Source organism: Luteolibacter luteus (assembly GCF_012913485.1).
Taxonomy (GTDB): Bacteria; Verrucomicrobiota; Verrucomicrobiia; order Verrucomicrobiales; family Akkermansiaceae; genus Haloferula; species Haloferula lutea.
Map to the genome: position 1 here is coordinate 1,092,727 of NZ_CP051774.1, position 24,034 is coordinate 1,116,760.

General features: G+C 61.4%; 27 protein-coding genes. 9 read left to right on the forward strand and 18 right to left on the reverse strand.

Going from position 1 to position 24,034, the window contains the following annotated elements:
• Positions 1-755: 755 nt before the first annotated feature.
• From HHL09_RS04380 to HHL09_RS04395, 4 genes are all read right to left on the reverse strand, one after another.
• Positions 756-1,220, reverse strand: a complete 465-nt coding sequence (locus HHL09_RS04380; protein ID WP_169453260.1) for a GNAT family N-acetyltransferase — start codon at positions 1,218-1,220, stop codon at positions 756-758.
• Positions 1,221-1,287: 67 nt separating this feature from the next.
• Positions 1,288-1,956: a PEP-CTERM sorting domain-containing protein gene (locus tag HHL09_RS04385; protein WP_169453261.1), complete on the reverse strand. Its 669-nt coding sequence runs from the start codon at positions 1,954-1,956 to the stop codon at positions 1,288-1,290.
• Between the two features lie 270 nt (positions 1,957-2,226).
• Complete coding sequence (gene rplQ / locus HHL09_RS04390) at positions 2,227-2,736, reverse strand: 50S ribosomal protein L17 (protein ID WP_169453262.1); 510 nt, start codon at positions 2,734-2,736, stop codon at positions 2,227-2,229.
• 21 nt (positions 2,737-2,757) lie between these two features.
• Positions 2,758-3,840: a DNA-directed RNA polymerase subunit alpha gene (locus HHL09_RS04395; RefSeq protein WP_169453263.1), complete on the reverse strand. Its 1,083-nt coding sequence runs from the start codon at positions 3,838-3,840 to the stop codon at positions 2,758-2,760.
• Between the two features lie 283 nt (positions 3,841-4,123).
• On the opposite strand from HHL09_RS04395, the gene HHL09_RS04400 reads away from it, so the two are divergent.
• Both HHL09_RS04400 and HHL09_RS04405 read left to right on the forward strand, forming a co-directional pair.
• Entirely contained in the window at positions 4,124-4,384 is a 261-nt protein-coding gene (locus HHL09_RS04400; protein ID WP_169453264.1) for a hypothetical protein, read from the forward strand.
• Between the two features lie 117 nt (positions 4,385-4,501).
• On the forward strand, positions 4,502-5,923 hold the full coding sequence (locus tag HHL09_RS04405) for a cryptochrome/photolyase family protein (RefSeq protein WP_169453265.1): 1,422 nt from the start codon (positions 4,502-4,504) through the stop codon (positions 5,921-5,923).
• Positions 5,924-5,939: 16 nt separating this feature from the next.
• On the opposite strand, the gene HHL09_RS04410 is transcribed toward HHL09_RS04405, so the two are convergent.
• The 5 genes from HHL09_RS04410 to HHL09_RS04430 are packed head-to-tail and all read right to left on the reverse strand — an operon-like array spanning position 5,940 to position 10,299.
• A complete protein-coding gene (locus HHL09_RS04410) occupies positions 5,940-6,983 on the reverse strand; it encodes a S1C family serine protease (RefSeq protein WP_169453266.1) in 1,044 nt (347 codons plus the stop codon).
• Positions 6,973-7,965, reverse strand: a complete 993-nt coding sequence (locus tag HHL09_RS04415) for a S1C family serine protease (protein ID WP_169453267.1) — start codon at positions 7,963-7,965, stop codon at positions 6,973-6,975. The genes HHL09_RS04410 and HHL09_RS04415 overlap by 11 nt, the downstream gene beginning before the upstream one ends.
• 59 nt (positions 7,966-8,024) lie before the next feature.
• Positions 8,025-8,627, reverse strand: coding sequence for a methyltransferase domain-containing protein (locus tag HHL09_RS04420; protein ID WP_169453268.1), 603 nt, complete (start codon positions 8,625-8,627; stop codon positions 8,025-8,027).
• An 8-nt stretch (positions 8,628-8,635) separates the two neighbouring features.
• On the reverse strand, positions 8,636-9,637 hold the full coding sequence (locus HHL09_RS04425) for a hypothetical protein (RefSeq protein ID WP_169453269.1): 1,002 nt from the start codon (positions 9,635-9,637) through the stop codon (positions 8,636-8,638).
• Positions 9,634-10,299, reverse strand: coding sequence for a TPM domain-containing protein (locus HHL09_RS04430; RefSeq protein ID WP_169453270.1), 666 nt, complete (start codon positions 10,297-10,299; stop codon positions 9,634-9,636). The genes HHL09_RS04425 and HHL09_RS04430 overlap by 4 nt, the downstream gene beginning before the upstream one ends.
• A 393-nt stretch (positions 10,300-10,692) precedes the next feature.
• Between HHL09_RS04430 and HHL09_RS04435 the strand changes: the two genes are divergently transcribed.
• The 4 genes from HHL09_RS04435 to HHL09_RS04450 all read left to right on the forward strand — a co-directional run bounded on the left by HHL09_RS04435 (position 10,693) and on the right by HHL09_RS04450 (position 14,476).
• Entirely contained in the window at positions 10,693-12,216 is a 1,524-nt protein-coding gene (locus tag HHL09_RS04435) for a hypothetical protein (protein WP_169453271.1), read from the forward strand.
• 105 nt (positions 12,217-12,321) lie between these two features.
• Complete coding sequence (locus HHL09_RS04440) at positions 12,322-13,068, forward strand: AraC family transcriptional regulator (protein ID WP_169453272.1); 747 nt, start codon at positions 12,322-12,324, stop codon at positions 13,066-13,068.
• Entirely contained in the window at positions 13,065-13,646 is a 582-nt protein-coding gene (nadD, locus tag HHL09_RS04445; RefSeq protein ID WP_169453273.1) for a nicotinate (nicotinamide) nucleotide adenylyltransferase, read from the forward strand. Before HHL09_RS04440 ends, nadD begins: the two co-directional genes overlap by 4 nt.
• A gap of 56 nt (positions 13,647-13,702) precedes the next feature.
• Positions 13,703-14,476, forward strand: coding sequence for a hypothetical protein (locus tag HHL09_RS04450; RefSeq protein ID WP_169453274.1), 774 nt, complete (start codon positions 13,703-13,705; stop codon positions 14,474-14,476).
• A gap of 15 nt (positions 14,477-14,491) precedes the next feature.
• Here the strand turns inward: HHL09_RS04450 and HHL09_RS04455 are convergent, their stop codons facing one another.
• The 8 genes from HHL09_RS04455 to HHL09_RS04490 all read right to left on the reverse strand — a co-directional run bounded on the left by HHL09_RS04455 (position 14,492) and on the right by HHL09_RS04490 (position 21,254).
• Positions 14,492-14,938 (reverse strand): deoxycytidylate deaminase, encoded by a 447-nt coding sequence (locus HHL09_RS04455; RefSeq protein ID WP_205760977.1) that lies wholly within the window; start codon positions 14,936-14,938, stop codon positions 14,492-14,494.
• A gap of 32 nt (positions 14,939-14,970) precedes the next feature.
• Entirely contained in the window at positions 14,971-16,203 is a 1,233-nt protein-coding gene (locus HHL09_RS04460; protein ID WP_169453275.1) for a VWA domain-containing protein, read from the reverse strand.
• Positions 16,200-16,730, reverse strand: coding sequence for an RNA polymerase sigma factor (locus tag HHL09_RS04465; protein WP_169453276.1), 531 nt, complete (start codon positions 16,728-16,730; stop codon positions 16,200-16,202). The genes HHL09_RS04460 and HHL09_RS04465 overlap by 4 nt, the downstream gene beginning before the upstream one ends.
• 104 nt (positions 16,731-16,834) lie before the next feature.
• Positions 16,835-17,455 carry a redox-sensing transcriptional repressor Rex gene (locus tag HHL09_RS04470; RefSeq protein ID WP_169453277.1) on the reverse strand — a complete coding sequence of 207 codons (621 nt, stop codon included), beginning with the start codon at positions 17,453-17,455 and terminating at the stop codon, positions 16,835-16,837.
• An 80-nt stretch (positions 17,456-17,535) separates the two neighbouring features.
• Entirely contained in the window at positions 17,536-18,765 is a 1,230-nt protein-coding gene (locus HHL09_RS04475; protein WP_169453278.1) for a dihydrolipoamide acetyltransferase family protein, read from the reverse strand.
• A gap of 44 nt (positions 18,766-18,809) precedes the next feature.
• Positions 18,810-19,778 (reverse strand): alpha-ketoacid dehydrogenase subunit beta, encoded by a 969-nt coding sequence (locus tag HHL09_RS04480; RefSeq protein WP_169453279.1) that lies wholly within the window; start codon positions 19,776-19,778, stop codon positions 18,810-18,812.
• 3 nt (positions 19,779-19,781) lie between these two features.
• A complete protein-coding gene (locus HHL09_RS04485; protein ID WP_169453280.1) occupies positions 19,782-20,729 on the reverse strand; it encodes a thiamine pyrophosphate-dependent dehydrogenase E1 component subunit alpha in 948 nt (315 codons plus the stop codon).
• Positions 20,730-20,912: 183 nt separating this feature from the next.
• Positions 20,913-21,254 carry a winged helix-turn-helix transcriptional regulator gene (locus HHL09_RS04490; protein ID WP_169453281.1) on the reverse strand — a complete coding sequence of 114 codons (342 nt, stop codon included), beginning with the start codon at positions 21,252-21,254 and terminating at the stop codon, positions 20,913-20,915.
• Positions 21,255-21,416: 162 nt separating this feature from the next.
• Here HHL09_RS04490 and HHL09_RS04495 point away from each other — a divergent pair, with 162 nt between their 5' ends.
• Positions 21,417-21,653: a thioredoxin family protein gene (locus tag HHL09_RS04495; protein WP_169453282.1), complete on the forward strand. Its 237-nt coding sequence runs from the start codon at positions 21,417-21,419 to the stop codon at positions 21,651-21,653.
• A gap of 114 nt (positions 21,654-21,767) precedes the next feature.
• Positions 21,768-22,130 carry an MGMT family protein gene (locus HHL09_RS04500; RefSeq protein WP_169453283.1) on the forward strand — a complete coding sequence of 121 codons (363 nt, stop codon included), beginning with the start codon at positions 21,768-21,770 and terminating at the stop codon, positions 22,128-22,130.
• A gap of 15 nt (positions 22,131-22,145) precedes the next feature.
• Here the strand turns inward: HHL09_RS04500 and HHL09_RS04505 are convergent, their stop codons facing one another.
• Positions 22,146-22,799 carry a thioredoxin family protein gene (locus HHL09_RS04505; RefSeq protein ID WP_169453284.1) on the reverse strand — a complete coding sequence of 218 codons (654 nt, stop codon included), beginning with the start codon at positions 22,797-22,799 and terminating at the stop codon, positions 22,146-22,148.
• Between the two features lie 300 nt (positions 22,800-23,099).
• Here HHL09_RS04505 and HHL09_RS04510 point away from each other — a divergent pair, with 300 nt between their 5' ends.
• Positions 23,100-24,011 (forward strand): nucleotidyltransferase family protein, encoded by a 912-nt coding sequence (locus tag HHL09_RS04510; protein ID WP_169453285.1) that lies wholly within the window; start codon positions 23,100-23,102, stop codon positions 24,009-24,011.
• Positions 24,012-24,034 lie beyond the last annotated feature (23 nt).

Below are 24,034 nucleotides of genomic sequence, written 5' to 3' on the forward strand. Positions count from 1 at the left end.
GTCATCCACGAACTTTTGGCACCGCGGATCCTCTCCCCACACTTCGGACAGGGCGCACCAAATACCGGCCAATTCTTGAGAAGAGTCCCGGCCGATTGGCAATGCATGCACGTCAGATCACCAAGCTTACGTCCATCCGTGAAGGCCACGCCAGCCCAGTCCCGGTGGTGCATCGCCCGCCCGAAGAACCTTGGCGGATCAATCACCGGTCCCGGCTGAACCATGATCCTCTCAACGACGCCCGAGTCCGAAACCGGATGTTCCAAGGCATGAACCGTCCCGCAGTCGATACAGACAAGCAATGTCTGCGAGCCGTAACCATCGTCATAATTGTGATAATGAAACCACCCTACGCTGAAGGACAGTTTGCACGACTGGCACTCATATTCGGACGGCATGGCGGGTGTATCTAGCGGAGTATTCTGAAGATCTCTGGAGGTATCGGCAAGCTTCGAGCCCGAAGCCCGCTCGCTTGTCACTCTCCAGACAAGATCTCAGTGATAAGATCCTGCTCAGCCCGGACCGCATCCTTCGCATTCAACCGGAACTTCTTGATCGGCGACCCTTTCGGCTTCCAAGCAATCATGCGCCACCGCGAGAGCACGTGCACCCCGCCCTCGTCGCCCTGCATGCGGCTGAATCTCGATGGCATCTTCGATCTGCTCTGCGGTCAGCATCCTTTAAGAAGGCAATACTGAGAAAGGGGGATCCACAAAACAAACTCCCGAGAACGGGCACCTCTCTACCGACCTCACTCAGACGCCTGAAGCGCAACACCGGAAAACCGGCAACTCTCTCACCCGACCAGCGATCTCCGTGGCATGCGTTCCGATCCGCACCGCTCCCATCCGCTCATAGAAGCCCGCGGCATTCGGATCCGACTCCACTTCGAAGTGATCGAACCCGTGGGCCATGGCCCGTCGCCGCGCCTCATCAAAGAGCGCCGCCCCTATCCCCCGCCCTATCTCGTCAGGCAGCACCCAGAGGCCATCAAACAGGAGCACCCCTCCCTCGACCTTCAGCACCGCAAACCCGAGGATGCGTCCCCCGCGGCGCACGGTGAAGATCTCGTCCGCGGCTATCGACGCCGGAGTGACCGTGAGCAGCGGTGCCCATTGTCCGATCCAGCACTCCGGATAGCCCCAATGACGCTTTGCGGCGAAAGCAATTCGGGTCAGCACCTCGGCCTCCGAAGGGTGCGCAGCGCTGATGGAATGCATCGTCATTGGACCTCCTCACCTACCGCCTTACAAGACACACAGCTGTAGGAGTCCCTCGCCGGCAAGCTCAAGGGACAAGACGATCAATCGCCCGCCGCCCCCAGCCCTTGCGATTCCTCCGTCTCAGCAAGCAGCCGACACCCGCGACCGAAAGCAAAGCAAACGAAGAAGGCTCCGGAACGGTATACTGGATGACCAACAGGGGAGGATTTCCCCCGGGCTCGGCGAAATCCATGCTGTATTGCTGAAGTCCACGCCCGAGCGTGTTCGCGCCGACGACAAACCCGGCATGAGTACTGCCGTTGTCCACCAACGTCTGGACCAAGGACGTGACATCGAAGAACTCGTTCATCGAATTGGTAAGGACGACCAGACTGGCAAAATCCGACAAGGTGATCTGGCCGTCCCCGGAGTATCCGGAAACGCTTTGTCCTTGGTAGGGTCCGGGATTCTCCTCGGTATTGGAATAACCTGCGCCGGCGTAGATGGAGAAAGTCGCGGAACTGATGACGGCGCCTTTGGGAATACTGGAAAGACTAAACTCCAGGGCAGAGCGAACGTCGCCGGAGATCCCGAAGACCGGGAACTGCGAGCGGGAGGTTTGGAGCAGGAAATAGGGAGAGGTTCTCGTCTCGATAGTCTCGAAGACGCCATTCATGTCCGCATCCCGTGCAAAGTTGTCTGCGACAGGGACCAAGGAGACCTGTGCGGCATGAACAGCTTGGAGGATTCCCAAAACTCCGAGAATGAGGAGAGATTTCAGATTTATGGGCATTATTGGCCTTCTATAAGTGTCCGAACGGAAAGCAATGAAATCCCGCGATCGAAACGGTCATCTCCAGGACGGTTAACTTGTAGTGGAGGCGGGAGTTCTTGAATCTCATAACACTTGGGATGATCCGAACGATCCCCCCTTTATCCGGTTAAACCCCGGCGAGGGGCCTCCAAACAAAAAACCCCCGCCGTTTCCGGCGGGGGTCTTCAAATCAGTCTCTCGACGGGAAGCTTACTCGGCGGCTTCGTCAGCAGCCTTGGCCTTCTTCGCCGCCTTCTTCTTGGCAGGCTTGGCTTCAGCAGCAGGAGCTTCCTCGGCGGCCACGGCCACCGGTTCTGGCTCAGCGGCAGCAGCCGGAGCGGCGAGTGCGTCTTCGTCCACAGCCGGCTGGTCCACCCACTCGATCACGGCCATCGGCGCGGAATCGGTCATGCGGGCACCCAGCTTGGTGATCCGGCAGTAGCCACCCTGGCGGTCCTTGGACAGCGGGGCCACTTCTTCGAAGAGCTTCTTGGCGATGTCCTTCTGGCGAAGGAAAGCCACAGCCTGACGGCGGGCGTGGAGATCTCCACGCTTGCCAAGGCCGATCATTTTCTCGGCGACCGGGCGCAGGGCCTTGGCCTTCGCGAGCGTGGTGCGGATGCTGCCATGCTCGATCAAGCTGCAGGCGAGGTTGGCAAGCAGCGAGCGCCGGTGTGCGGCGGTGCGCTTGAGCTTGGTGGTATTGCGGCGATGTCTCATCGGGTGCGGTCCCTTTCTTAATTAGTCGTCGAGGTTCTGAGCGATCAGGTCGGCAAGGCCCACCGGTGCTTCCTCTTCCACGCCGAGGCGTGGTCCGCGGACGGCCGGCACCGGGCCGGAGAGGAGCGATGGATCGAGGGACATTCCGAGGCCGAGGCCGAGTTCGGAAAGCTTGTCCTTGATCTCGTTGAGCGACTTCTTGCCGAAGTTGCGGTACTTGAGCATCTCCGCCTCCGACTTCATGGCCAGCTGGCCGACGGAGGTGATGTTCGCGTTGTTGAGGCAGTTGGCGGCACGGACCGAAAGTTCGATCTCGTTCACGCTCATGTTGAGAAGCTTCTTCAGCGCGGCGTTCTCTTCGTTCGACTCGGTCGGAGCCGCTTCGAAGTCCACGGCGTTCTCGTCGTAGTTGACGAACACGTCCAAGTGGTGGCGCATGATCGCGGAAGATTGAAGAAGAGCATCCTGCGGGGAAATGCGGCCGTCCGTCCAGATATCGAGCACGAGCTTGTCGTAGTCGGTCATCTGACCCACGCGGGTGGTGTCCACGGCGTACTTCACGCGGGTCACCGGGGAGAAGATGGAGTCGATTGCGATCACGCCGATCGGCTGGTCCTTGCGCTTGTTTTCGTCGCCGGTGGAGAAACCACGGCCCACGCGCACTTCAAATTCGCAGTCGAACTTCACCTTCTTGTCGAGGGTGCAGATCACCTGGTCCTTGTTGACCACTTCGTAAAGATTGTCGTCCTGGATATCACCGGCAGTCACGACGCCTTCCTTCTCGACCTTGATGGTCAGGATGCGGGCTTCCTTGTCGTGGTGCTTAAACTTCACCTTTTTCAGGTTAAGGATGATGTCGGTGACATCTTCCACCACGCCCGGGAGGCTGGAGAACTCGTGCTGCACGCCCGCGATGCGGACGGATGTGATGGCGGCACCTTCCAAGGAGCCGAGGAGGACACGGCGCAGCGAGTTGCCGAGAGTGTGCCCGTAGCCGCGCTCGAAAGGCTCGGCGGTGAACTGGGCGTAGACCTCGGTGGCGGTATCCTCGTGCTTTACGAGGCGGTTCGGGAGCTCGAATCGAGCAAGTTTCGTGGCGGACATGGTATTCTATAGTAGCCGGGTTACCCTCCTGCGAGCATGGCACTGACGCTTTCGCGGGGTGCCAGGAGGACCGACGGCGGCTTTGCGGGGCTCGCGCGGGCGGGGACTAAAGTGGAACGCCCACTCCTTGGCAACGAATTTTTTTTGCCCATGGAAGGCTCCCAAAAGCCCTCAACTGCGGCACTTTCCCCATTCTCTAACATTTCTCAAACAAAAATGGTGTGGCCATGTGGGGATATGTGTGGCATGCTGTTACATGAATGCTCTCGAAATTGGTCCTGCAATGAAATCGAAGCGTAACCTGACTCGGTTCACCTACGAGAACACGGCGTTCCAAGGCTGGAGGCTCTGCCTCAGCCGCGGGGGTGTAACGTTCACCAAGTATTTCTCGGACAAGCAATACGGCGGGGGACGCAAGGCCCTCGACGTTGCTGAGAAGACCCTCACCGATCTGAAAGGCCTGTTGGAAGGCTCCAAGCGGGTGAACGGCAGACTCAGCAATGTCACCGTAAAGAAGGCCGAGAAGCTGTTGGGCGGCACCTGACGTCGAAATAGGTCTACGACTTTGAAAATCCCCCCGAAGCCCGGTTTCTAGCTGGCTCGGAGGCGCGTACGCTCTCTGCGGCTTGCATGGGAGGGCCTTGGCGCTTTCTTAGCAGCCATGCCCTCCCTTTTTCGTCTCGCAATCCACTGGTTTCGCCGGGATCTGCGGATTTTGGACAATACCGCGCTGCATTTTGCATCCATCCAAGCGGGATCCGTCCTCCCCCTCTATATATTGAGCGACTGGAAGAAGGAGCACCACTGGACCGGTCCGAAGCGTCAGTCCTTCCTCTGCGGAAACCTCGCCTCTCTCGCGGGCAATCTCGAAACGGTAGGAGGAAAGCTGGTGATCCGCTGCGGCGCGGCGGACGCAGAACTGGAGAAATTGGTCAAAGAGAGCGGTGCGGACGCGATTTTCTTCAACCGAGACCCCGATCCCTTCGGCCGCGCCATGGAGGCCAAGGTTGAGACCATGGCCCGAAAACTCGGTATCCACTGCGAGGGCTTTCACGATATAACCCTCCATCCGGCCGGGGAGGTTCTCACTCAGGATGCCCGCCCCTACCGGGTTTTCACGCCTTACAGCCGGAACTGGCTCACACTGGAGAAACCGGCACCGCTTCCAAAACCCCGCGACCTCGCCTCCCCGAAGGAGATCCCTTCGCTCCCCCTTCCGGATCACAGCCACTGGAAACTCCCCGATCCGCAGGCGCAGATCATCGAGGCGGGGGAGAGGGCCGCACTCGAGCGCCTGAAAAAGGCGACCTCCGGGATCATTCAGGACTACAAGCTGAAGCGCGATCTACCCGGCGAGCCCGGCACTTCCCGTCTCTCGCAGGATCTCCGCTTCGGCCTCCTTTCACCCCGGACGATCTATGCGAGGGCGGCGAAAGCCCAAGCCGAAACCCGCTCTTCAAAGGCCAAGGAAGGGATTGATACTTTCATCAAGGAGCTCGCCTGGCGGGAATTCTACATGGCCATCCTCTGGCATTTCCCGAACGTGCTTGAGGAGGAGTTCAATCCCGAGTGGCGTGGCCTCTGGTGGGCGGAGCCTGATGAACTTTTCGAAGCATGGAAGGAGGGCCGCACCGGCTTCCCGATCGTCGATGCCGGGATGCGGGAACTCCTCGCGACCGGCCACATGCACAACCGCGTGCGGATGATCACCGCGATGTTCCTGACGAAGGACCTCCACATCGACTGGCGCCTCGGCGAGCAGTTCTTCCTGCAGCATCTCGTGGATGGCGAGATCGCCTCGAACAACGGCGGCTGGCAATGGAGCGCCGGCACCGGGGCCGATGCCGCACCCTATTTCCGGATCCAGAATCCATGGTCACAGGCCAAGCGCTATGACCCCGATGGCCGGTACACGAAGAAGTGGGTGCCGGAGCTCAGGGACGTCCCCGCGGAGAAACTCTACGAAGCTCCGAAGGACGCCCGCCCGCTCAACAAAGCCTATCCCCTGCCCTGTGTGGATCATCGCGAGGAGCGGGACCGCACCCTCGCGATCTTCAAGAAACACAAGGAACGCACCCGGTAGGCAGAGAAACCACTCTCTACTTGGCCGTCGCCTGCGTGATCAGCCGATCCGCCAGGCTCCGTAAATCCGCAGCGGGAATGGCGAAGGTTTCACAGCGGTTCGCTCGTGCGATATTCATGCCCAAGCAACGCCCGTCCAGATCGAGCACCGGGCCGCCCATGCCTTTGCTATTCGCGACGATGTCGTGCTGGATGATCCGCGGAAACCCGCTGCGCCGAGAAGAAAAGCTGCCGCTCATCATGTCGTTCCGGGTCTTCTCCTCACCGAACACGTCGACACGACCGGCCAGACGCACCTTGATCGCGATGTCGGCGCCATCCCGATGAACCGTGAGTTCGAGATCGTCGCCCACCCGATGCTTCTCCACCGCTTCGCCGAGTTGCTTGCGATCCGTGATCTTCTGACCGCCAACGGCTACGATCACATCGTCTTTCTTGATTCCCGCCGCCTCGGCACCGCTTTTCTCGTGAACCTCTTCCACGACCAGCTTGCCTTCGTCCTCCTTCAGGCCGACGCCCAGCACCGCACCGCCCGCGGGCAGGACTTCACGGGCATTTGCAGAGATGATGCCGACCTGCGGCATCCGCTTGGCCCTGCTTGAGGCACCATTCGCGACCACCCAGGTCCCGCGTTCGGGATCAGGCAGCTCCACGACCAGCTTCGCCGGAGTCAGACCGGTTGCCGAAATCTTGAGAAGGGCGACATCCCAACTCGGATCCACCGCCACCATGGCGACATCCTTATAAGGCTTTTTATCCACGACCACGACGAGCCCGATCCCATCGCCAATCTCGCTCGCCTTCGTCAGGATGAATCCGTCTTCGGAGATCACCGTCCCGTAGGCGATATCTTCGGGGAGACTGATCTTGCGCGCTCCGCGCTCCACGAATTTCTCCCGCTGGATGACCGCGCTGACTGTCTGGAGCGTACCCCGCACCGATTCGAAAGCCGCCTGCACCGTCGGACCATTTGTCCGGTAGGTAGTTTCGAGCGTTTGGGCTTTGAGCGCCGGGCTTGCAACCAGTGCCAATGCCAAGGCGATGCTTGATCTAGCGTTCACCGAGTCTGAGGGTCAGGGTTTCCGGCTTGCCGTTGCGGAGCAGTTCGAGGGCCACCTTGTCGTCAGGTGCCTTCTCCTTGAGCATACCCTGAAATTGCTCTTTCGTCTTCAATTCCACGCCGTCCATTTTCAGCAGGATGTCGCCGGACTTCAGACCCGCTTTTTCCGCAGGGGATTCGCGGCCCACCTTATCGACATTCAGACCGCCTTCCGCACGATTCTTCGTGCCGATCCCGAGGAAGCCTTTCCCTTTCTCCGGGCGCTTCGCAAAAGGGCCGTCTCCGACGAAATCGCCGCGCGAGAGAGCGTCCCAATTTTTCAGAAACTCTCGCATCGGTACGTGCATGTTCTCCTGGGTGCGCTGTCCCACCCGCGAGTGGATGGCCACCAGCTTGCCATTCAGGTCGAAGAGCGGGCCGCCGGAATCTCCACCGATCAGGGAACAGTCGGACTGCATGGTGGAATCCTTCGTTTGGACGATCCGCCCAAGGCGCACCACGACTCCGCGATCCTTGTCAAAGCCACCGGAGTGACCGAGCGCATACACCCAGTCGCCGAGATGTGTCGTATCATCCCGATCAATGTCGATGTGCGGCCAGGTCCCGGGCTCGGTGATCTTCGCCATCGCGCAGTCGGTCGTGGAAACCAGTCCTAACGACTCGGCTTTCACCTTTTTCCCGTCTTCAAAAATCACGGTAAACTCCTTTCCCACGCCGCCCGTCACGTGGGCAGCGGTCAGGATCAGGCCATCTGCGGAAATCACCACGCCACTGCCAGATCCCTCTCCCAAGTCAATGCACACCGTGGCACGGCGGCTTGCGGAGAGCGTCTGGGTCAGATGTTTCTGGATGACATCCAGATCGTGGCGGTTCTCCGGCGCCTTCTTGTCATTGATGAAGGGACGCTCCGCCCGGAGCCCGGACGGCACCAGCGCGATGCAGGCGAAGAAACCGATGAGGGCAGCGGTGCGAACTTCCGTCATGGGGACAAACACTGCGTATTCTAGACAGATCGGACCACCTCCGCAACTCCGGGGATGGGTCACTTCCGCCGTTCGAAGATCGCGAGCCATTCGCGCCCTTCCCTGCCGGGATACGCGCGCGTGGGCACGCGGTCTTTCCGGAGATCAAACCACGGAGCGAAGAGATCGATGATTTCCTCCCGGGAAGCCGCAAAGGGCGGGGATTCCACAACCTCCCCGGGTTCCCACGGCGTCAGGTAAAACACGCCCGTCAAAAACCCTCCCGGCGGCAAAAGATCCGCCATCGCCTGCGCATAAGCTGGACGCATCGAGGGATCGATCGCGCAAAAGCACGTATGCTCCCAAACCGTATCAAACGGACGCTGCTGCTTCCATGCAGGATCGAAAAGGTCCGCATGGAAGTAATCTTCCTCACCGACCCGTGGCAGCGCACGCGCCACCTCGACTGCCTTTTCGGAGATATCCAAGCCCGTCGCCGGAATTCCGTGGCGTGCCAGCTCCCGCACATCGTGCCCGCTGCCACAACCTGGCACCAGCACCCTGCGCGCTTTCCTCAGTTCCTCGCCGCCCTCCTCCAAATATTCGGTCAGCGGCGGCGCGGCATAACCCTTTTCCCATGGCGTGTCATTGCTCCGCCAGCGCTCGTCCCAATCCACACTCATCGGCTCTGTTATAGACCGAGGTAATCAGGCACCTCGTTCCTCTGCGAGGAAGGAGACTGGGTGGTGCTTCCAAAAGAAATCACCGCACCGATCCCGGCCGCATGAGCTCCTCCGAGACGAGGCGGCACATCGAAAACCGGCAGTCGGTATTTCAGGTTCCGCCGGGCAAACCAGACACCACCGATCACTGCGGAAATCGCCAGCGCCATGATGCCCGCAGGAGCCCCCCACTGGGCTGCGATCTCGTGGACCTTCAGCGCCATTTTGCTGTGCTTCACTTCCGGCTCTGCAGAAGCTTGGACTGTCGGGCGGAGCACCGGCAGGGAAGGCGTATCGCGCACCAGACCCGCCGCGCGCTCCATCCAGTAAATCCGGATCGCGAGTTGCACGCAGAAGGCCTCAAACTGCGCGACCTTATCCGGCTTCTCCATCGCTTCCTCCACGGAGCTTACCAGCGCGCGACGTTGTTCCGCGGCGGACACCGCATCGCTGATCAGCGGGCTCACGTAGATATCGGAGCGCTCCGGGGCACCCAGATAATAGTAAACAACCACCGCCGGCTTCCCCTCGGAGAAATGGCGTTCGACGATCTCCTCCTCACGCACTTCGGAAGGAATCTCCTGGTGCCCGTCAAAGAGGTAGACGAAGAGGTCGATCTCCGAGTCCCCCGAGTGATACTTGAGGAACTTTTCGCGGTCCTTGAAATCCTTCGCGCTGAGCAGACCCTGCGGATCCACGAGGAAATACTCCGGACGCGCACCGAAGTAATCTTCCAAATACTTCTCCGCGACCTCCGGCGAAGGCTTGGCGGCTTGTGCGATTTCCTCCGCGGTCGGCGGCGGCACCGCCGGGACTGGTTCTTCAGGAAGATCCTCGGTGAGCAACAGCAAACCCGGAACGAGTTCGCCCTTCTTCAGGGCCTTCAAGTCATCCGGTTCCCAGCTCGGCAGCGCCGGTCCGGCGGCCCCAAGGGCCAGCCCGGCGGAAAGCATCCACACGGCGAACTTCACCGGTTCACCTCCGTGTTCTCGCTGCTTTGTTTCGCCGCGGCATGATGCTTGTGCCCTTCGCGGATCCGGCGGGCGATCTCCCCGGTGCGCGGAGGGGGCGCCACCTTGCGCTCGAAGCGCTCGGGATCACGGCGAGCCTGCGCCACCTTCTTTTTGAGAACCTTCTCGAACTGCTCGATCATCCGCACCGTGCCTTCGGCATAGCGTCCTTCCAGCCAGTAGGCATGCGCACGGCTCAGGCACTGAAAGGTGTCTTCTTCTGTGAGGAAAGGATCGAGCAAATAGCCCCAGGTCACCGAGGCGGACTTCGAATCGGCATCGATCACCAGCAGGATCCCTGCTTCATTCGGCCGATCCACCGGCACGTCCTCAAAGGCCGCTCGGTTCAACAACCAGAATCCGAATTGGCGGAGGTTCCCGCCTTGGCCCGAACTCGTATAGACCGCAAAAAAGAGCTGCGGAAATTTTCTGCAGAAGCGATCGAGCGCCGCAGACACCTTCGCCCTCTCGCGACTCCGGATCAAACCCGCCACATCCGCCAAGCGACGCAACGAAACGTCCTCCGCTCCATACTTCGTGTCAGCCTCCGCAAGGCCGAATCCGCAATGCGGGCAGACGTTTGCCCCGCGATGGATCACTTGCACGCAGCGGGGGCATTTCATGGGGTGGCGAAACGTTACGGGAACGCGAATATTTCGTCAAAACGAAATATCACCAGGCCGCCGCGCAAATCTTCGATCCGGACGCACTGTCGTTCTCGATTTCGAAGAGGCTCTTCACCCATGCCACGAAAAAGCATCCCCAAGATAAGGCGGTGATATTTGATAGATCACATGACCGAGAACCCTCCTTTTCATCGCCCGTCTCATGACAAGCGCGTGGCAACTTTCATGCTGGCGTCTGTCGGAGTAGCGGCCCTCCTCCTCGGCTCCTGCAAGAAACCTCCGGACTCCTCCCAAAGCTCCCCCGCCACCTCCTCCGGAAAGGACCAGCAAGCCCGGCACGCGTCCACCCCTTCACCCCAAAAATCATCTTCCCGAATCGATTCGGAACTCTTGGCCCGGCTTCGCCAGAAACCGTCCACCGACGCAGAACGCGAGGCATTCCGATCAAGCATCGCCGCTCTCAATGACGAAGCCCTGAGCGCTCTTCTTGAGACCATCAATGCCACACGGAAATCTCCGCAGGATCAGGATCTGTTCATCGCCGCCATCACCGAACTCGCAAAGCGTGATCCGGAGAACGTGTTGTCCTGGTTCGACCCAACCAAGATGGAGCGACACGAACCCGGCTGGGCATTCGTCGCCGCCGAGCTAGGCAAAGCCCATCCGGAGATCCTCGAAAAATGGCTGCTAGGAGAGCTCTCCAAGGGATCGCCCGAAGTCCTCACCTCCTGCCTCCTCGGGGGAATCGAGATCTTGAAATCCGGACAGGGCATGGAGCGAGCCATCCAATTCCACGCCAAGCTTCCCAAGGGAAGCGTGGATGACTCGGAACTGGTCAATGCTCTCTTCATGGACTTCGACCGGGAGTCCCCGGCTGACGCCGAGAAGGCAGCAAGGCAGCTTTTCACCGGCGGACCCCTGAATCACGCCCTCTACAACATCGCCATGCAGGCCAGCAGGAAGGACCTCCTGGAAGGAATGGCCTGCGCCGGCAAGATCGCAGATACCTCCATGCGTAACAGGGTGCTCGCGATGCAGTTCCGCGATTGGTTCGATACGAAGCCGGATCTGGTCATGGAGCAACTCGGCAAGCTCGATGCCCAAAGCTTGGCCGGAGTCTTGAAAGGCGACCCGCAAGCCCCAGGCAGCGACGGACTAGTGGCAAAGCTAGGCAAGGCCGATGCCGACGGGCTCATCAAGATGATGAGCTCCCTCATGGTTTCGAGTTCCAATCGGGAAGTCTTTGAAAAGGCGGTGAACAGCATCTCGCACAACGCCCCAGGGAAGGCGCTCGACCTCATCGAAGGACTACCCGAGGGAGCCCTGAAGGGAACTCTCTACTCCAGCTATTTCATTAGGATCGCCGCCGCGAATCCCGCCACCGCCTTGCAGACAGCCGCCAGCCTCGCCGCAGGAGAATCCCGATCGACTGCCTACATCACCATCGGGGGAGAAATCGGCGGACGAGGGTTCGAGGAAACCCTGCGGATGACCCAAACCATACCGGAAGCCGACCGGCCCTATTTCCTTGGAGGCGCCATGCCCTACCTCGCCAACACCGATCCGAAGCGAGCACTCGAACTACTCAAGGATCCAAGCCTCCCGATCACCAAGGAGATCCGCCAAGACACCATCAGTCGTGTCGGCGGTCACTTCTACCAGAGCGATTCCGCTTCCGCACAACAATGGATGGCAAGCCTCCCCGCGGAAGACCAGCCATCCGCCATGGAAGGCATCGCGAACCAGATGGTCACCTCCGATGTCGAAGGCTTGGCCAAGATGCTCCGCTCGATCCCGAGGAATGAAGCATGGGCGAATGGCGTCCGGGTTCTGATGGAGGACCTGAAAAGCTCTGACCCGGAAATGGCGAAGCAATGGCAGGAAACCCTTTCCGATGCAGGCTTCGGCAAATAGCCAAGACATCCTGCCCCTGCTTCTCCTTGCGGGTTTTCCCCCGCATCTGCGATCCCCGCGACATCCCCCTTGTCGCGGGTGGCCCTTCCCCGCTATTCACCCGTCGTGGCCATTGATACCGCCTTCATTGCCAAGGTCGACTCTCCTCGCTTCTGCGAGCGTCTCTTCGAGGTCCTTCCGGACGTCATGTTCTGCCTGAAGGACACGAACCGCTGCTACCGCGCCGTGAACCAAGCCTTCGTGGAACGTTGCGGCCTCAAGGACACCCGCCGCCTGATCGGCCGCCACGCCGAGGAATTCTTCCCCGCAGCCCTCGCCGAGACCTACCGCGAGCAGGACGAATACGTGCTGGGCACCGGCACCGAGATCGTGGACCAACTCGAGCTTTCCCTGAACCGCGATGGCTCGCAGGGCTGGTACCTCGCTACCAAGGTCCCGCTCCACGACCGCACGGGGAAAATCATCGGCCTCGCTTCCGTATCCCGCGACCTCCGCGCCCCGCGTGAGGGCGATGCAGAGCTCGCTGGCATCGCGAAGGTGGTGGAGTACGTGCGCGATCACCTCGACGAGCCGCTCCGCGCTGCCGAACTGGCCGCCATCGCCGGACTTTCTCCGACCCAGTTGGAGCGCCGGATGCACCGCGTCTTCCAGCTCAGCACCACCCAGTTTGTCCGGAAAAACCGCATCGAGAACGCCGCCCGCCTGCTCCGGGACACCCCGATGGCGATCGCGGACGTCGCCTTGGAGTGCGGCTACGGCGATCAAACAGCACTCACCCGCCAGTTCCGCAGCATGGTCGGCATGCCCCCGGCCGCCTACCGCGACCACGTCCGGAAGAAGGCCATTCCATGAGCATGGACTCCGCGCGGCGTATCGCTCTATTCGGTGGCACCTTCGATCCCATCCACGAAGGCCATCTTGAAATCGCGCAACGGGCCAAGGACGCACTCGCGCTGGATGAAGTTCGCTTCCTGCCCTGCCATACCTCGCCCCACAAGCTCGGGGTCCTGAGTGCCCCGCCGGAAGACCGGCTGGAAATGGTCCGCCTTGCCATCGCGGACCTTCCTTGGGCGGTTGCGGACGATCATGATCTCACCTGCCCGCAGCCCGCCTACTCCTTCCTCACCGCGGAGGAAATGGCGCGGCGCTACCCCGGATCCCGTCTTTTCTGGCTGATGGGTGCGGACCAATGGCGGGCGCTGCCCCGCTGGAAGGAACCGGAACGCCTTGCCAAAGCGGTAGAATTCATCGTTTTCGCGCGGGACGGTCGTCCGGAGGCCCACCTTGGTTGGCGCATGCATTTCGTCCCCGGGACCCATCCGGCTTCCGCCACCGCCCTCCGCGGGATGATTGCCGGGGGGAAAGCCCCCCTCTGGCTACCTCCCGCGGTGGCAGACTACATCGCCCGCAAGGGCTTGTACAAACCCTGAACCGTGGCTTGCAGGACCACGGAGGAAACCCTAGCTTCCACGGCAATTCCCCTGTCATGAAGCCTATCTGCCGCACGCTCCTTATCTGCCTTCTGCCTATTTCCGCCTTGGTTGCCCAAGAGCCTGCGGCACCGGCAACGGCGCCCGCCGAGAAGCAGCTTTCCTATCAGATCGAATTTTCCAATCTGCCGGAGGAAAAGCGAAAGGAATATGCGGTAAAGCTCGCCGAAGGACAGCGCCTCTACACGGAGCAGCGTATTTTCGAGAGCTTGGAGAAGGCCGGGGAAGCCAAGGCGATTTTCGAAAACGATCCTCAACTCCTGACCCTGATCGGGGCCTGCCAAGTCGAGTTCCGGAATTTCGACAAGGCGATGGAGAACTTCAAGAAGGCCGACGAACTGGCACCAGGCATGTCCGCCGTCCTCTTCAACATCGCCGAACTGAATTTCGTTACCAAGGACTGGAAGCAAGCCGAGATCAATTTGCAGAAGGTCTCCGACCTGACTGCAGCAAGCACGGACCGCGGCGATATCCAGCTGTCGCGTCTGGTTGAGTTCAAGCTTCTGCTCACCAAGCTCAAGCTGGGCAAGAAGGAGGAGGCTCTGAAGCTGGCTGCGAAATACGACTTCCTCGACGACTCCCCTTTTCCTTACTACGCGCAAGCCGCGATCAGCTTCTCCGAAGGCCGCGATCTCGATGCCGAAGCTTCGATCGCACGTGCAGCCCGCATCTTCCAGAAGCCGCTGGTCGTCGCTCCTTGGCAGGACACGATGGTAGAGTTCGGCTACATCAAGGGCTTCTTCGGCGGCGACCAAGCCGAAGCGAAGTAAACCCGGCCCGAGCCGTCACGGGGCCGCCGGGATGGGACCTCCATCAAAAGGAGTGAAGTCCACCCTTTCGAGCCTTACGCCGTAGAGCCGGGCGATCTCCGGGGCGTCGGAGCTATGATAGACGTCACGGTAGTAAATCTCCCGGATGCCATAGGCGCAGAGGGTCTGCATGCAGGCCGTACAGGGCATCGTGGTCGTGGCGACCAGTTTGGCCTCTCCACGGCGGAAAAGGCTGCAGAGGTTCACCTCCGCGTGGAGCATGAATTTCTGGCGCGCCTCCCGGTCATCCCAAAAGCCTTCCGGCGCGTTGAAGCCCGGTGCGAGGCCGTTGTAGGCCGTGCCGATGACCCGGTTGTCAAAATCGAGCGCGGCGGCACCCACCTTCCGGTAAGGGTCTTCCGAGCGCATGCTCGCCACATGCGCGAGCGCCATCGCGTATTCAGGAATCGAAAGCCGGGACATGCGGCTCACTGAATCGCCCGCTCCGGACCGAGTCAACGTTTGGCCGCGGCAATGCCTAGGGCTTCGCGCATCAGGCGCCGGGAGTCGGCCCACTCCGGATTGGAATCCTCCCCGGCAGCCACCAGAATCTGGTTCAGGCGCGAGTCATCAATACCCTCGCCACGCAGCCACATTCCGAAAGCCGCGACCAGAGCCGCCTGCTTCAACGAGGAATCCTTCGACTCCATGGCCGGAAAGCGCTTGCTGCGCCCGCCGGACGCCACCACCAGATCTCCCGCGTCACCAGCGGCAGAGGCCAGTTCGATCAGGACGAGGGTCCGCTGCCCGGGCGGCAGGATCGAAGCGCTCTTTCCTTCGGAACCGGTGGAGGCAAGCACCCGCACCCCCCCGTCCCGCGAGTTTGGTGCGGGGCTGAAAGACCAGGTCACCTCCTTGGAGTCCGGAGATTCATTCGCGATCTGGACTCCGACCAACCGCCCCGGCCCCGACCAAAGCGAGGCCATGGAAACACAGGCGACACGCAGACCTGCGAACTCTCGGGTCTCCTCCGCCGCGGGCAGAGGGAACGCATTCGCCAGCTCCTCGATACGCACGGCATCCCTCGGCGGCAGCTCGTTCTTCTCGCGGATCCAGCCGCGCACCCAATCGTAACTGGAACGGCCCACTAGCAAGGGGAGCTCGATCTCCGCCGCTTGTTGGAGAGGCTGCAAGGGCGAGGTCGTCGGCAGCTTCGAAACTTCAGGAAGAGGCTGGCTCGCCAGATCCGCAGGAACCGCCGGACCTCCGGGAATCGAGCGGGCCAAGGGATGACTACCCGCATTCGGGCTGGTCTTCGCCGGCAGGATCCGGGGACCCGGGAATGGGGCCAGGGAGTTCTCCCCGCCCTCAGCTGGAGACGTCTGGGACAGGCCGGAAGCCGGACGATCCACATCGTAACGGGAGGCGACAAAGATCCCTGCCGCGACGACGGCGGCAGCGGCCGCAATGGCCGGCCACGCGCGGTGCTTCTTCTTGCTCACCGGAAACTCGACCACATTGGCCGCCGGAGCCCTGCCTGCACGACGCACGGCCTCCCGCTGATCCGGGCGCAATGCCGAGGCGGCAAGGGCGCTGGAAAGGAAATCCCCCACCCCGCGCAATTCCGCGGCGGCAGCTTGCAAGGCCGGATCCCCGGCGACGGCACGCTCCACCTCCTGCGCCTCGGAGGCGGGAAGTTCGCCGAGCACCCAGGCACTCAATCGTGGATCGTCAGGTTCAAGTTTCATGGTTGAGGAGAGGAGGAATCGAGAAGATCGGAGGGAAGAAGTTCACGCAGCCGTTTCAGGCCGGTATGAATGAGGAAACCCACATTGCCGCTGCTCAGGCCGGTGGCATCGCAGATTTCCTGATAACTGTAGCCATCGCGAAATTTCATCAGGATGACCGTCTGCTGGTTTTCGGGCAGCCTTCCCAGATAACGCATCACCTGGGTCAGCCTTTCGGCCTGATCGAGGGTCTGGTCCGGTCCGGGAGCTTCACTTTCGCGGGAGAGAAGTTGTTGTTCGTCGATGACGGTAAGCCGGGACTCCTTGCGCAGGACATCCAGCGCGCGGTTCCGGCAGACGGTGAAAAGCCAGGTCTTCAGGCCATCCCGCACTTTGGCCACATCCTGCTGGCACAGCCGGATGAAGGTGTCCTGCACGATGTCCCGTGCACGCTCCAGATCATGGACGAAACCATAAGCGTAGCCGACGAGCGGGGACTCGTACTCCGCGAGCGCCCTTTCGACGAATTGTTCCCTGGTCTCCAACATGTCCGGCTGACTCGGCACCGTTCTTGTCAAAGGAACGGGCGGCTCCGGAAAATCTTGGGGGAAAGTCGGATCCATCCCCGGAAACGGACGAAAAGTGGCAAACCTTAACGCACGAAGAAGCTGAGATGCTCCAGCTCCAGCGCCAAGTCCACATTGTTCACCACCACTTCCTCCGGCACCTCCAGCACCACCGGGGAGAAATTCAGGATGCCTTGGATCCCCGCCGCGACCAAGCGGTTCGCCACCGCTTGGGCAAATCCCGCCGGCACGCAAAGAATGGCGAGCTTCACGTTCTCCACCTTCACGAACTCGTCGATCTCCTTGTCCGACTTCACCGGAATATTCACCCCGCGGCGGACAGCGGCTTCAGGGTCGGCATCGAAGGCACAGACCACCTCGAAACCTTCCTTCTGGAAGCCTTGGTAATGAAGGAGTGCCGAGCCAAGATTACCTGCACCCACCAGAACCACCGGCTGCAGGCGTTCGCGCCCCAACACGTCCCGGATCATCGAGCCCAGCATCTCCACCGGATAGCCCAGCCCGCGGGTGCCGAATTGACCGAAATAGGCCAGATCCTTGCGGAGCTGGGCCGGTTTCACCCCGGCGGCCTTCGCCAAAGCGGTAGAACTCACCGTTTCCTGGCCATTGTCCTGCAGACGCTGGAGGCAACGGTGGTAGATCGAGAGGCGGTAAATGGCCTTTTTGGGGATATCGATCTTTTCCACTGGGCGGCGGCAGGAAACGCGGGGAATGCGCCGGGGTCAAGCCCGGGTGATCGCAGGAGCAGGAACCTCAGCGAGGGAACTCACAGCTTCTCCGGCTGCTGCAGCAACTGCGCCACCCGGTTCAGCAACATCCCTGCTCCGCCGCCATCGACCACGCGATGATCGAAGGTCACCACCAGCTCCGCCTCGGTCATCGGGATGAAAGCTTCCACCTGGTCGCTCCATACCGGCTTCTTCACCCCGGCACCGAGGCCGAGGATGAGGGTCTCGTTCGGCAGCGGGATCGGCGTCCCGGAGGTGAGGCCGAAGGTGCCGAAGTTCGTGACCGTGGCGATGCCGCCCTTGAGATCACCCTCCGCCAGACGGCGGCGGCGCGCACGCTCCACCATCTCCGCGTATTCATTGGTGAGCTCGCCGAGTGACTTCTGGTCCACCTTGCGCAGCACGGGGACGACCACGCCGTCCTCCACCTGCACCGCAACACCGATGTCGAAGGCGCGCGGATGCACGACCTTCTGGCCCATCAGGAAGCCGGAACTCGCCGGATCTTCCACCAGCGCCAAGGCAAAGGCACGCAGCACGTAAAGCGTCAAGCCCGGCTTCGGCTCCTGGTTGCGGCGATGCTCCAACACGCGATCCAGGCGAACCGGCAAGCCGACGGTCGCCAGCGGACGAGTCCAACTGCGGCGCATCGCATCGGCTACTGCCAGGCGCATCGGCGAGGCATTGCTGCTCGGCCAAGTCTCGATGTAATCGATGAACTTCTCCAGATCCTCCACCGTCACGCGGCCACCGGCACCGGTGCCCACGATCGCGGAAATATCCGCCTCGCGCAGGCCCATCTCATCCATCCGGGCACGCATGCGCGGGGATATATAGTGAGCACCCATGGTTCCTGCCGGAACCGGCAGACCCTTCACGCTCGGCACCACGGCCGGAGCTTCCTCGTAGCTGTCATCATCCAGCGCGAAGTGCAGGTTCTTCTCCTGCTCCGGTGCGGCAGCAGCAGCCGTCCGGCGATCCGCGGCAGCTTCCAAGGTATCCACCCCGGTACGCGTGACTTCCTCATCGGTCACATCGAGCAAGCCGAGCAAGGTGCCGACGGAATAGGTTACCCCTTCCTTCGCGTGGATCTCCTTCACGATCCCGGAACACAGCGTGGTGACACCCATGGTCGCCTTGCTGGTCTCCACCTCGATCACTTCCTGGTCCACCTTCACCTCCGTGCCGGGCGCGATGTCGATGCGAACGACGGTCGCCTCGGCGATGGACTCGCCAAGCTGCGGCATGAGGATGGGAACGGTTGGCATGGGTCGGAAAAAATGAGCTAAGGACGGATCGCTAAACCTTAGTACTAGAAATTCAGTAGTTCGCGCAAGGCGATGCAAATGGACTCCGGAGTCGGGCGGTGGGCCGCCCAGAGCTTGGGATGATAAGGCACCGGCGTATCGCGGGAGTTCAGCCGCTTCGGCGGCGCGTCCAGCAGGTGGAAGCCATCGGCGCAAACCCGAGCGACCACTTCAGCCGTGACGCCGCCCCACGGGAACGCTTCACCCAGCGCCAGGAGACGGCCGGTGCGGGCCACGCTGGCCAGCACGGTATCGATATCCAGCGGCTTCACCGAGCGCAGGTCCACGACCTCGATCTCCCAGCTGCCTTCTTCCTTCAGGCGTTCCGCGGCACGCACGGCTTCGTGCACCATGGCGCTGTAGGTCACCACCGTGGCATGCTTGCCCGGCCGCGTGATGCGCGCCCTGCCGATGGGCAGGTTATCACCATTGATGCGGGGAGCCTTCAGCCAGCGGTAGAGGAACTTGTGCTCGCAATAGACCACCGGATCATCGAGCTCCACCGACTCGATCAGCATGTGATACGCATCGGAGACCGTCGCCGGAGTCACCACCACCAGGCCGGGATAGTGCGCGTAGAGCGCCTCCATGCTCTGGCTGTGGAACGGGCCGGAACCCGGTGTGCCACCGGAGGGCAGACGCACCGTGAGCGGCACCGGCACCCCGGTGCGGTAGAAGTGCGTCGCCGCCTGATTGACGATCTGGTTGAAGGCGATTGAGGAGAAATCCGCGAACTGCATCTCCACGATCGGGCGCATGCCTTCGATCGCCGCGCCGACTGCCATGCCGATCATCGCGTCCTCGCTGATCGGGGAATCCAGCACGCGTCCAGGGAAGGCCTCCGCGAGCCCCTTGGTCGCCTTGAAAGCCCCGCCGAATTTCGAAATATCCTGGCCGTAAAGGAAGACACGCGGGTCATCGCGCAGCAGCTTCTCCTGCGCATCCCGGATCGCATCCACGTAAGTCACGCTCATTCGTCAAAGTCCCCTTCCCGTTTGCGTCGAGCATGCATGCCAAACCTCATGCCAGGGATCTGGCACCGGTTCCTGCTGGGCCTGCGCCACCGCGGCCTGCACTTCATCGGCGAATTCGGTCTTCCAGCGCTCCACCTCCTCTGCGGAAGCGTAGCCATTTTCGACCATTTGAGCCTCTCCGACATCCAGGCAATCGCGTCCCAGATGTCCGGCCTTCAAAGTTTGCGGCACATAGCTGCCGTCATCGTGCTCGCCGTGGCCGGTCAGGCGTAGCAAGCGTGCGACCACCATCTGGGGTCCACCACCCTCGCGTGCCAGTTGCACGGCACGGCCGATGACCTTCGTGCAGGCCAGCATATCGGTGCCATCCACCGAGTGCCCGCCCACGCCATATCCCTTCGCGCGCTCCACCAGATCCTCGCAGGCATACTGGCGATCGGTCGGCGTGGAGTAGGCGAACTGGTTGTTCCCCACGATCACCACCATCGGCAAATTCTCGACCGCGGCCATATTCAGGCCCTCGTGGAAAGCTCCGGTGGAAGTCGCGCCATCGCCCACGCAGGTCGCGCCGACTACTCCCTGTAGTTCCCCTTTCAGGCGCCGCGCCACCAGCATCCCCGCGACCACGGAAACCTCCGCGCCCAGATGGCTGATCATCGCCGGCATGCCATCCAGCGGACGACCACGGTGGATATTCCCATCCCTGCCCTTCATCGGTCCGAGCACGGAGCCCAAGTAGGTACGGGTGCAATCGATCAGCGGCTCGCCGAAGGCGGTGCGCCCGGCTTGGTCCCGGATCAGCGCGGCGAAAATGTCACGGCCCTTGATCAGGGAGGCTCCCAGCGAAGCGCTCACCGCCTCTTGGCCTTTTCCAAGATAGACACCTCCGACGATCTTCCCCGCCTTGTAGAGACTGGAGAGCTTGTTCTCAAGGAGTCGGGACCGGAGCATCGCCCGGAAAACGTCGCGAATATATTCGCGATCCAATCCTGCGGCTGTTCTGGCGGCTTCCTCGGTCTCCGGCACGACAAGAGGCTAAACAAGCTGCATGAACGGGAGCAACCGCTTTCCCACGCCGGACGGGAAAGAAAAGGAAAGCCGTAATGTCCGGTTTTTCCCCTCCCTCTCTTTGCTTCAGGATTCCGGAGCCGGATGTTCCAGATTCAGCAGCCGGACCTGGTCCAACAGCGTGGCCAGCTTCTTCCCGGCCTCGGTGAGACCGTAGTCCACCCGAGCTGGCAGCCCCGGCTGCTCGCTGCGGGTCAACACGCCGAAGTCCACCAGCTTTCTCAGCCGCTCATTCAGGATCTTCGTCGAGATCCCCGGTATAAAGCGCTCGAGTTCCCCGGGCCGCGTGACCCCGCCCGCCACGGCTGCTACCACCGAGCTGCTCCACTTGCAGCCGATCACGTCCTCGAAGCGGTGATAATTTTTTCGATCCGCCAAGGGGATGAATTTCGGCTTTCCGGGAGGCATGGAGCCAAGAAAGGCCGAGCCTCCGAGGCCTGTCCAGAGGGAACCTTTTGGTACCCACCCCGCCAAAAAGTGCCCCATTTGGGAAAATCGGATCCGCGGCAGGATCGCGGCGTGCCGGGAAACACAAAGACCCGGCGGAACCAACACAACACGAAATCGACCATGAAAACGACCGCTACCTTCTACCACGCCGGATGCCCTGTCTGTGTGGAAGCCGAACAAAGCGTGGCCCAAGCCCTCGACCCGCAACGCTACAACGTGGAAATCGTCCACCTCGGCGACCAAGCGGGCCGCGTCGCCGAAGCCAAGGCCGCCGGCGTAAAGTCCGTCCCGGCCATTGTCATGAACGGCCAGACTTTCCACATCAACTTCGGTGCCGCCATCGAAGCGCTGGGCTGAAATCCCGCCCGACAGGTCCCGCTCTCATTTCACCATGATAGGCGGGACCTGACCGGACCCCGGCTTTTCGAATGGCGGCTTGGGCGAGGAGGGGTTTCGATCAGCCCCAAGCACATGCCGAAATCCAATGCTGCCGCCCGCGTCCGCGCCGAAGTCATCCGCGTGATCGGACTGATTCCGAAAGGCCGCTTCACGACCTACGGCTCGATCGCGATGCATCTGGACGTCACGCCCCGCCAGGTGGCCAGCGTGCTCAGCCATCTCGATCCCAAGGAATCGAAGGCGCTTCCTTGGCACCGTGTCGTCGCGGCGGAAGGACGCGTCAGCCGCGGCATGCCGGAGGAACTCGCGAAAAAACAGAGCGCCCGCCTGAAGAAAGAAGGCATGAAGACCGACGCGAAAGGCTTCATCCTCAATGCGGACGAGCACTTTCACGTCGTCGGCCTTCGCCGTGAAATCGAGTGGGACCGCGAATAGCGGCCTCTCCTCCCCTTACTTCTTCGGAGTCGCCGCCTTCGCCCACTTGGCGAATTCGTCGGGAGTGATCCCGTTGTGATAGCCACCCTTCGCCAGCTGCTTGCCCGAACTATCGGTCAGAAAATAGGTGGGGAAGCCGCTCACTCCATACTCCTTCTGCAGCTTCTCGTCCTTCTTGCTGCTCGCCGCGCCCCCAGGGCCAAAGTCGAGCATCAACAGCACCAGATTCTGGTCAGCGAAGGATTTGAACTCGGATTTGGAGAACACCTCATCCTCCAGCTTGATGCAGTACGGACACCAGCTGGTACCGGTAAAGAGCACGAGGATCGGCAGGCCGGTCTCCTTGGACTGCTCTTGGGCCTTGTCCATCTTGCTCAGCCATTTCGCCTTCCGGTCCGCAGCGACAGTCGGCGCTGCCTCCTCGGTCGCGGCCTCCGGCTTGCTTGTCTGGCTCTTGAGAAATTCCTGATCAGGGAATGAAAGCTTCGATTGGGCGAAGGTCGTGACCTTGCCGCTGCGCAGCCTGAGCGTGACATTGTCACCCTCCGCTTTCACCAGTTCGGCTTCGATCTTGGCACCCTCGGTATTCACCCAGGTGCGATACTCGGCATGCAGCGGGAGCGTCAGGCAGGAGGCAGCGAGGAGCAGGCAGGAAATTGACTTTTTCACGGTGGTTCGCGGTTGGCGGTTACTTTCCGGCAAGGAAACGGAAGGGAAGTTCAGCAGGAGAAAACGGATAGCACGCGGAACGCATTCGTCCTGCTATAAAAAGCGCGGCCCATTCGAAGCATATTCCCCCGCTGGATGCAACGGCGGGCATGCCCCCGAACCTTGGGAATCGATTCCATGGCGGCCGCTTCGCACCGCCCCCTCCCCGCTTCGCCTTTCCACCAGCCCCATGCGCCATTCCGCATTGCCGATCAGGGCCGGGGCGCTCATAACCCCGCCGCATTTCCAGAACCTACCTTGATGAAACCGACTCTACTCGTTCTCGCCGCAGGCATGGGCTCCCGATACGGCGGCCTCAAGCAGATGGACCCGATGGGCCCCAATGGGGAGACCGTGCTGGATTACTCCGTCTTTGACGCGATCCGCGCCGGCTTCGGCAAGGTCGTCTTCATCATCCGCGAGGACTTCGCCGATGCCTTCAAGAACAGCGTCGGAGCCCGCTTCGCCGGCAAGATCGAGGTGGATTACGCCTTCCAGAAGCTGGAAGACCTCCCGGAAGGTTTCAGCGTGCCGGAAGGACGCACCAAGCCTTGGGGCACCGCCCACGCCGTGCGCGCCGCCCGCCACGTGGTGGACGGCCCCTTCGCCGTGATCAATGCCGACGACTTCTATGGTGCCGATGCCTATCAATCGATCGCCCGCTGGTTCGCTGCCGGTTCCGCGGATGCATCGAAGGACCACTACTCGATGGTCGGCTATCCGCTGCGCAATACCCTCTCCCAGCACGGCTCCGTGAACCGCGGCATCTGTAAGACCGATGCGAACGGCCTGCTGACCGACGTCGAGGAAGTGGTGGACATCGCCCGGGATGCCGATGGCGTCTGCCGCGGCACCGCCCTCGATGGCTCCCGCCGCGAAATCGAGGACACCTCGCCGGTCTCCATGAACTTCTGGGGTTTCACCCGCAGCTTCTTCGATCAGATCGAGGAGCACTTCACCGCCTTCCTCACCGAAAAGGGCGGCGAGCAGAAGTCCGAGTGCTACATCCCCACCGTGGTCGATGACCTCATCCGCCGCGAGAAAGCCGATTGCCTGGTGCTCGACACCACCTCTTCCTGGTTCGGAGTCACCTATCCGGATGACAAGCCGCACGTGGTCGCTTCCATCGCCAAGCTCATCGAAGCCGGCGAGTATCCCAGCCCATTGGGCTGAGACGATAAGATCTTCCATCAACT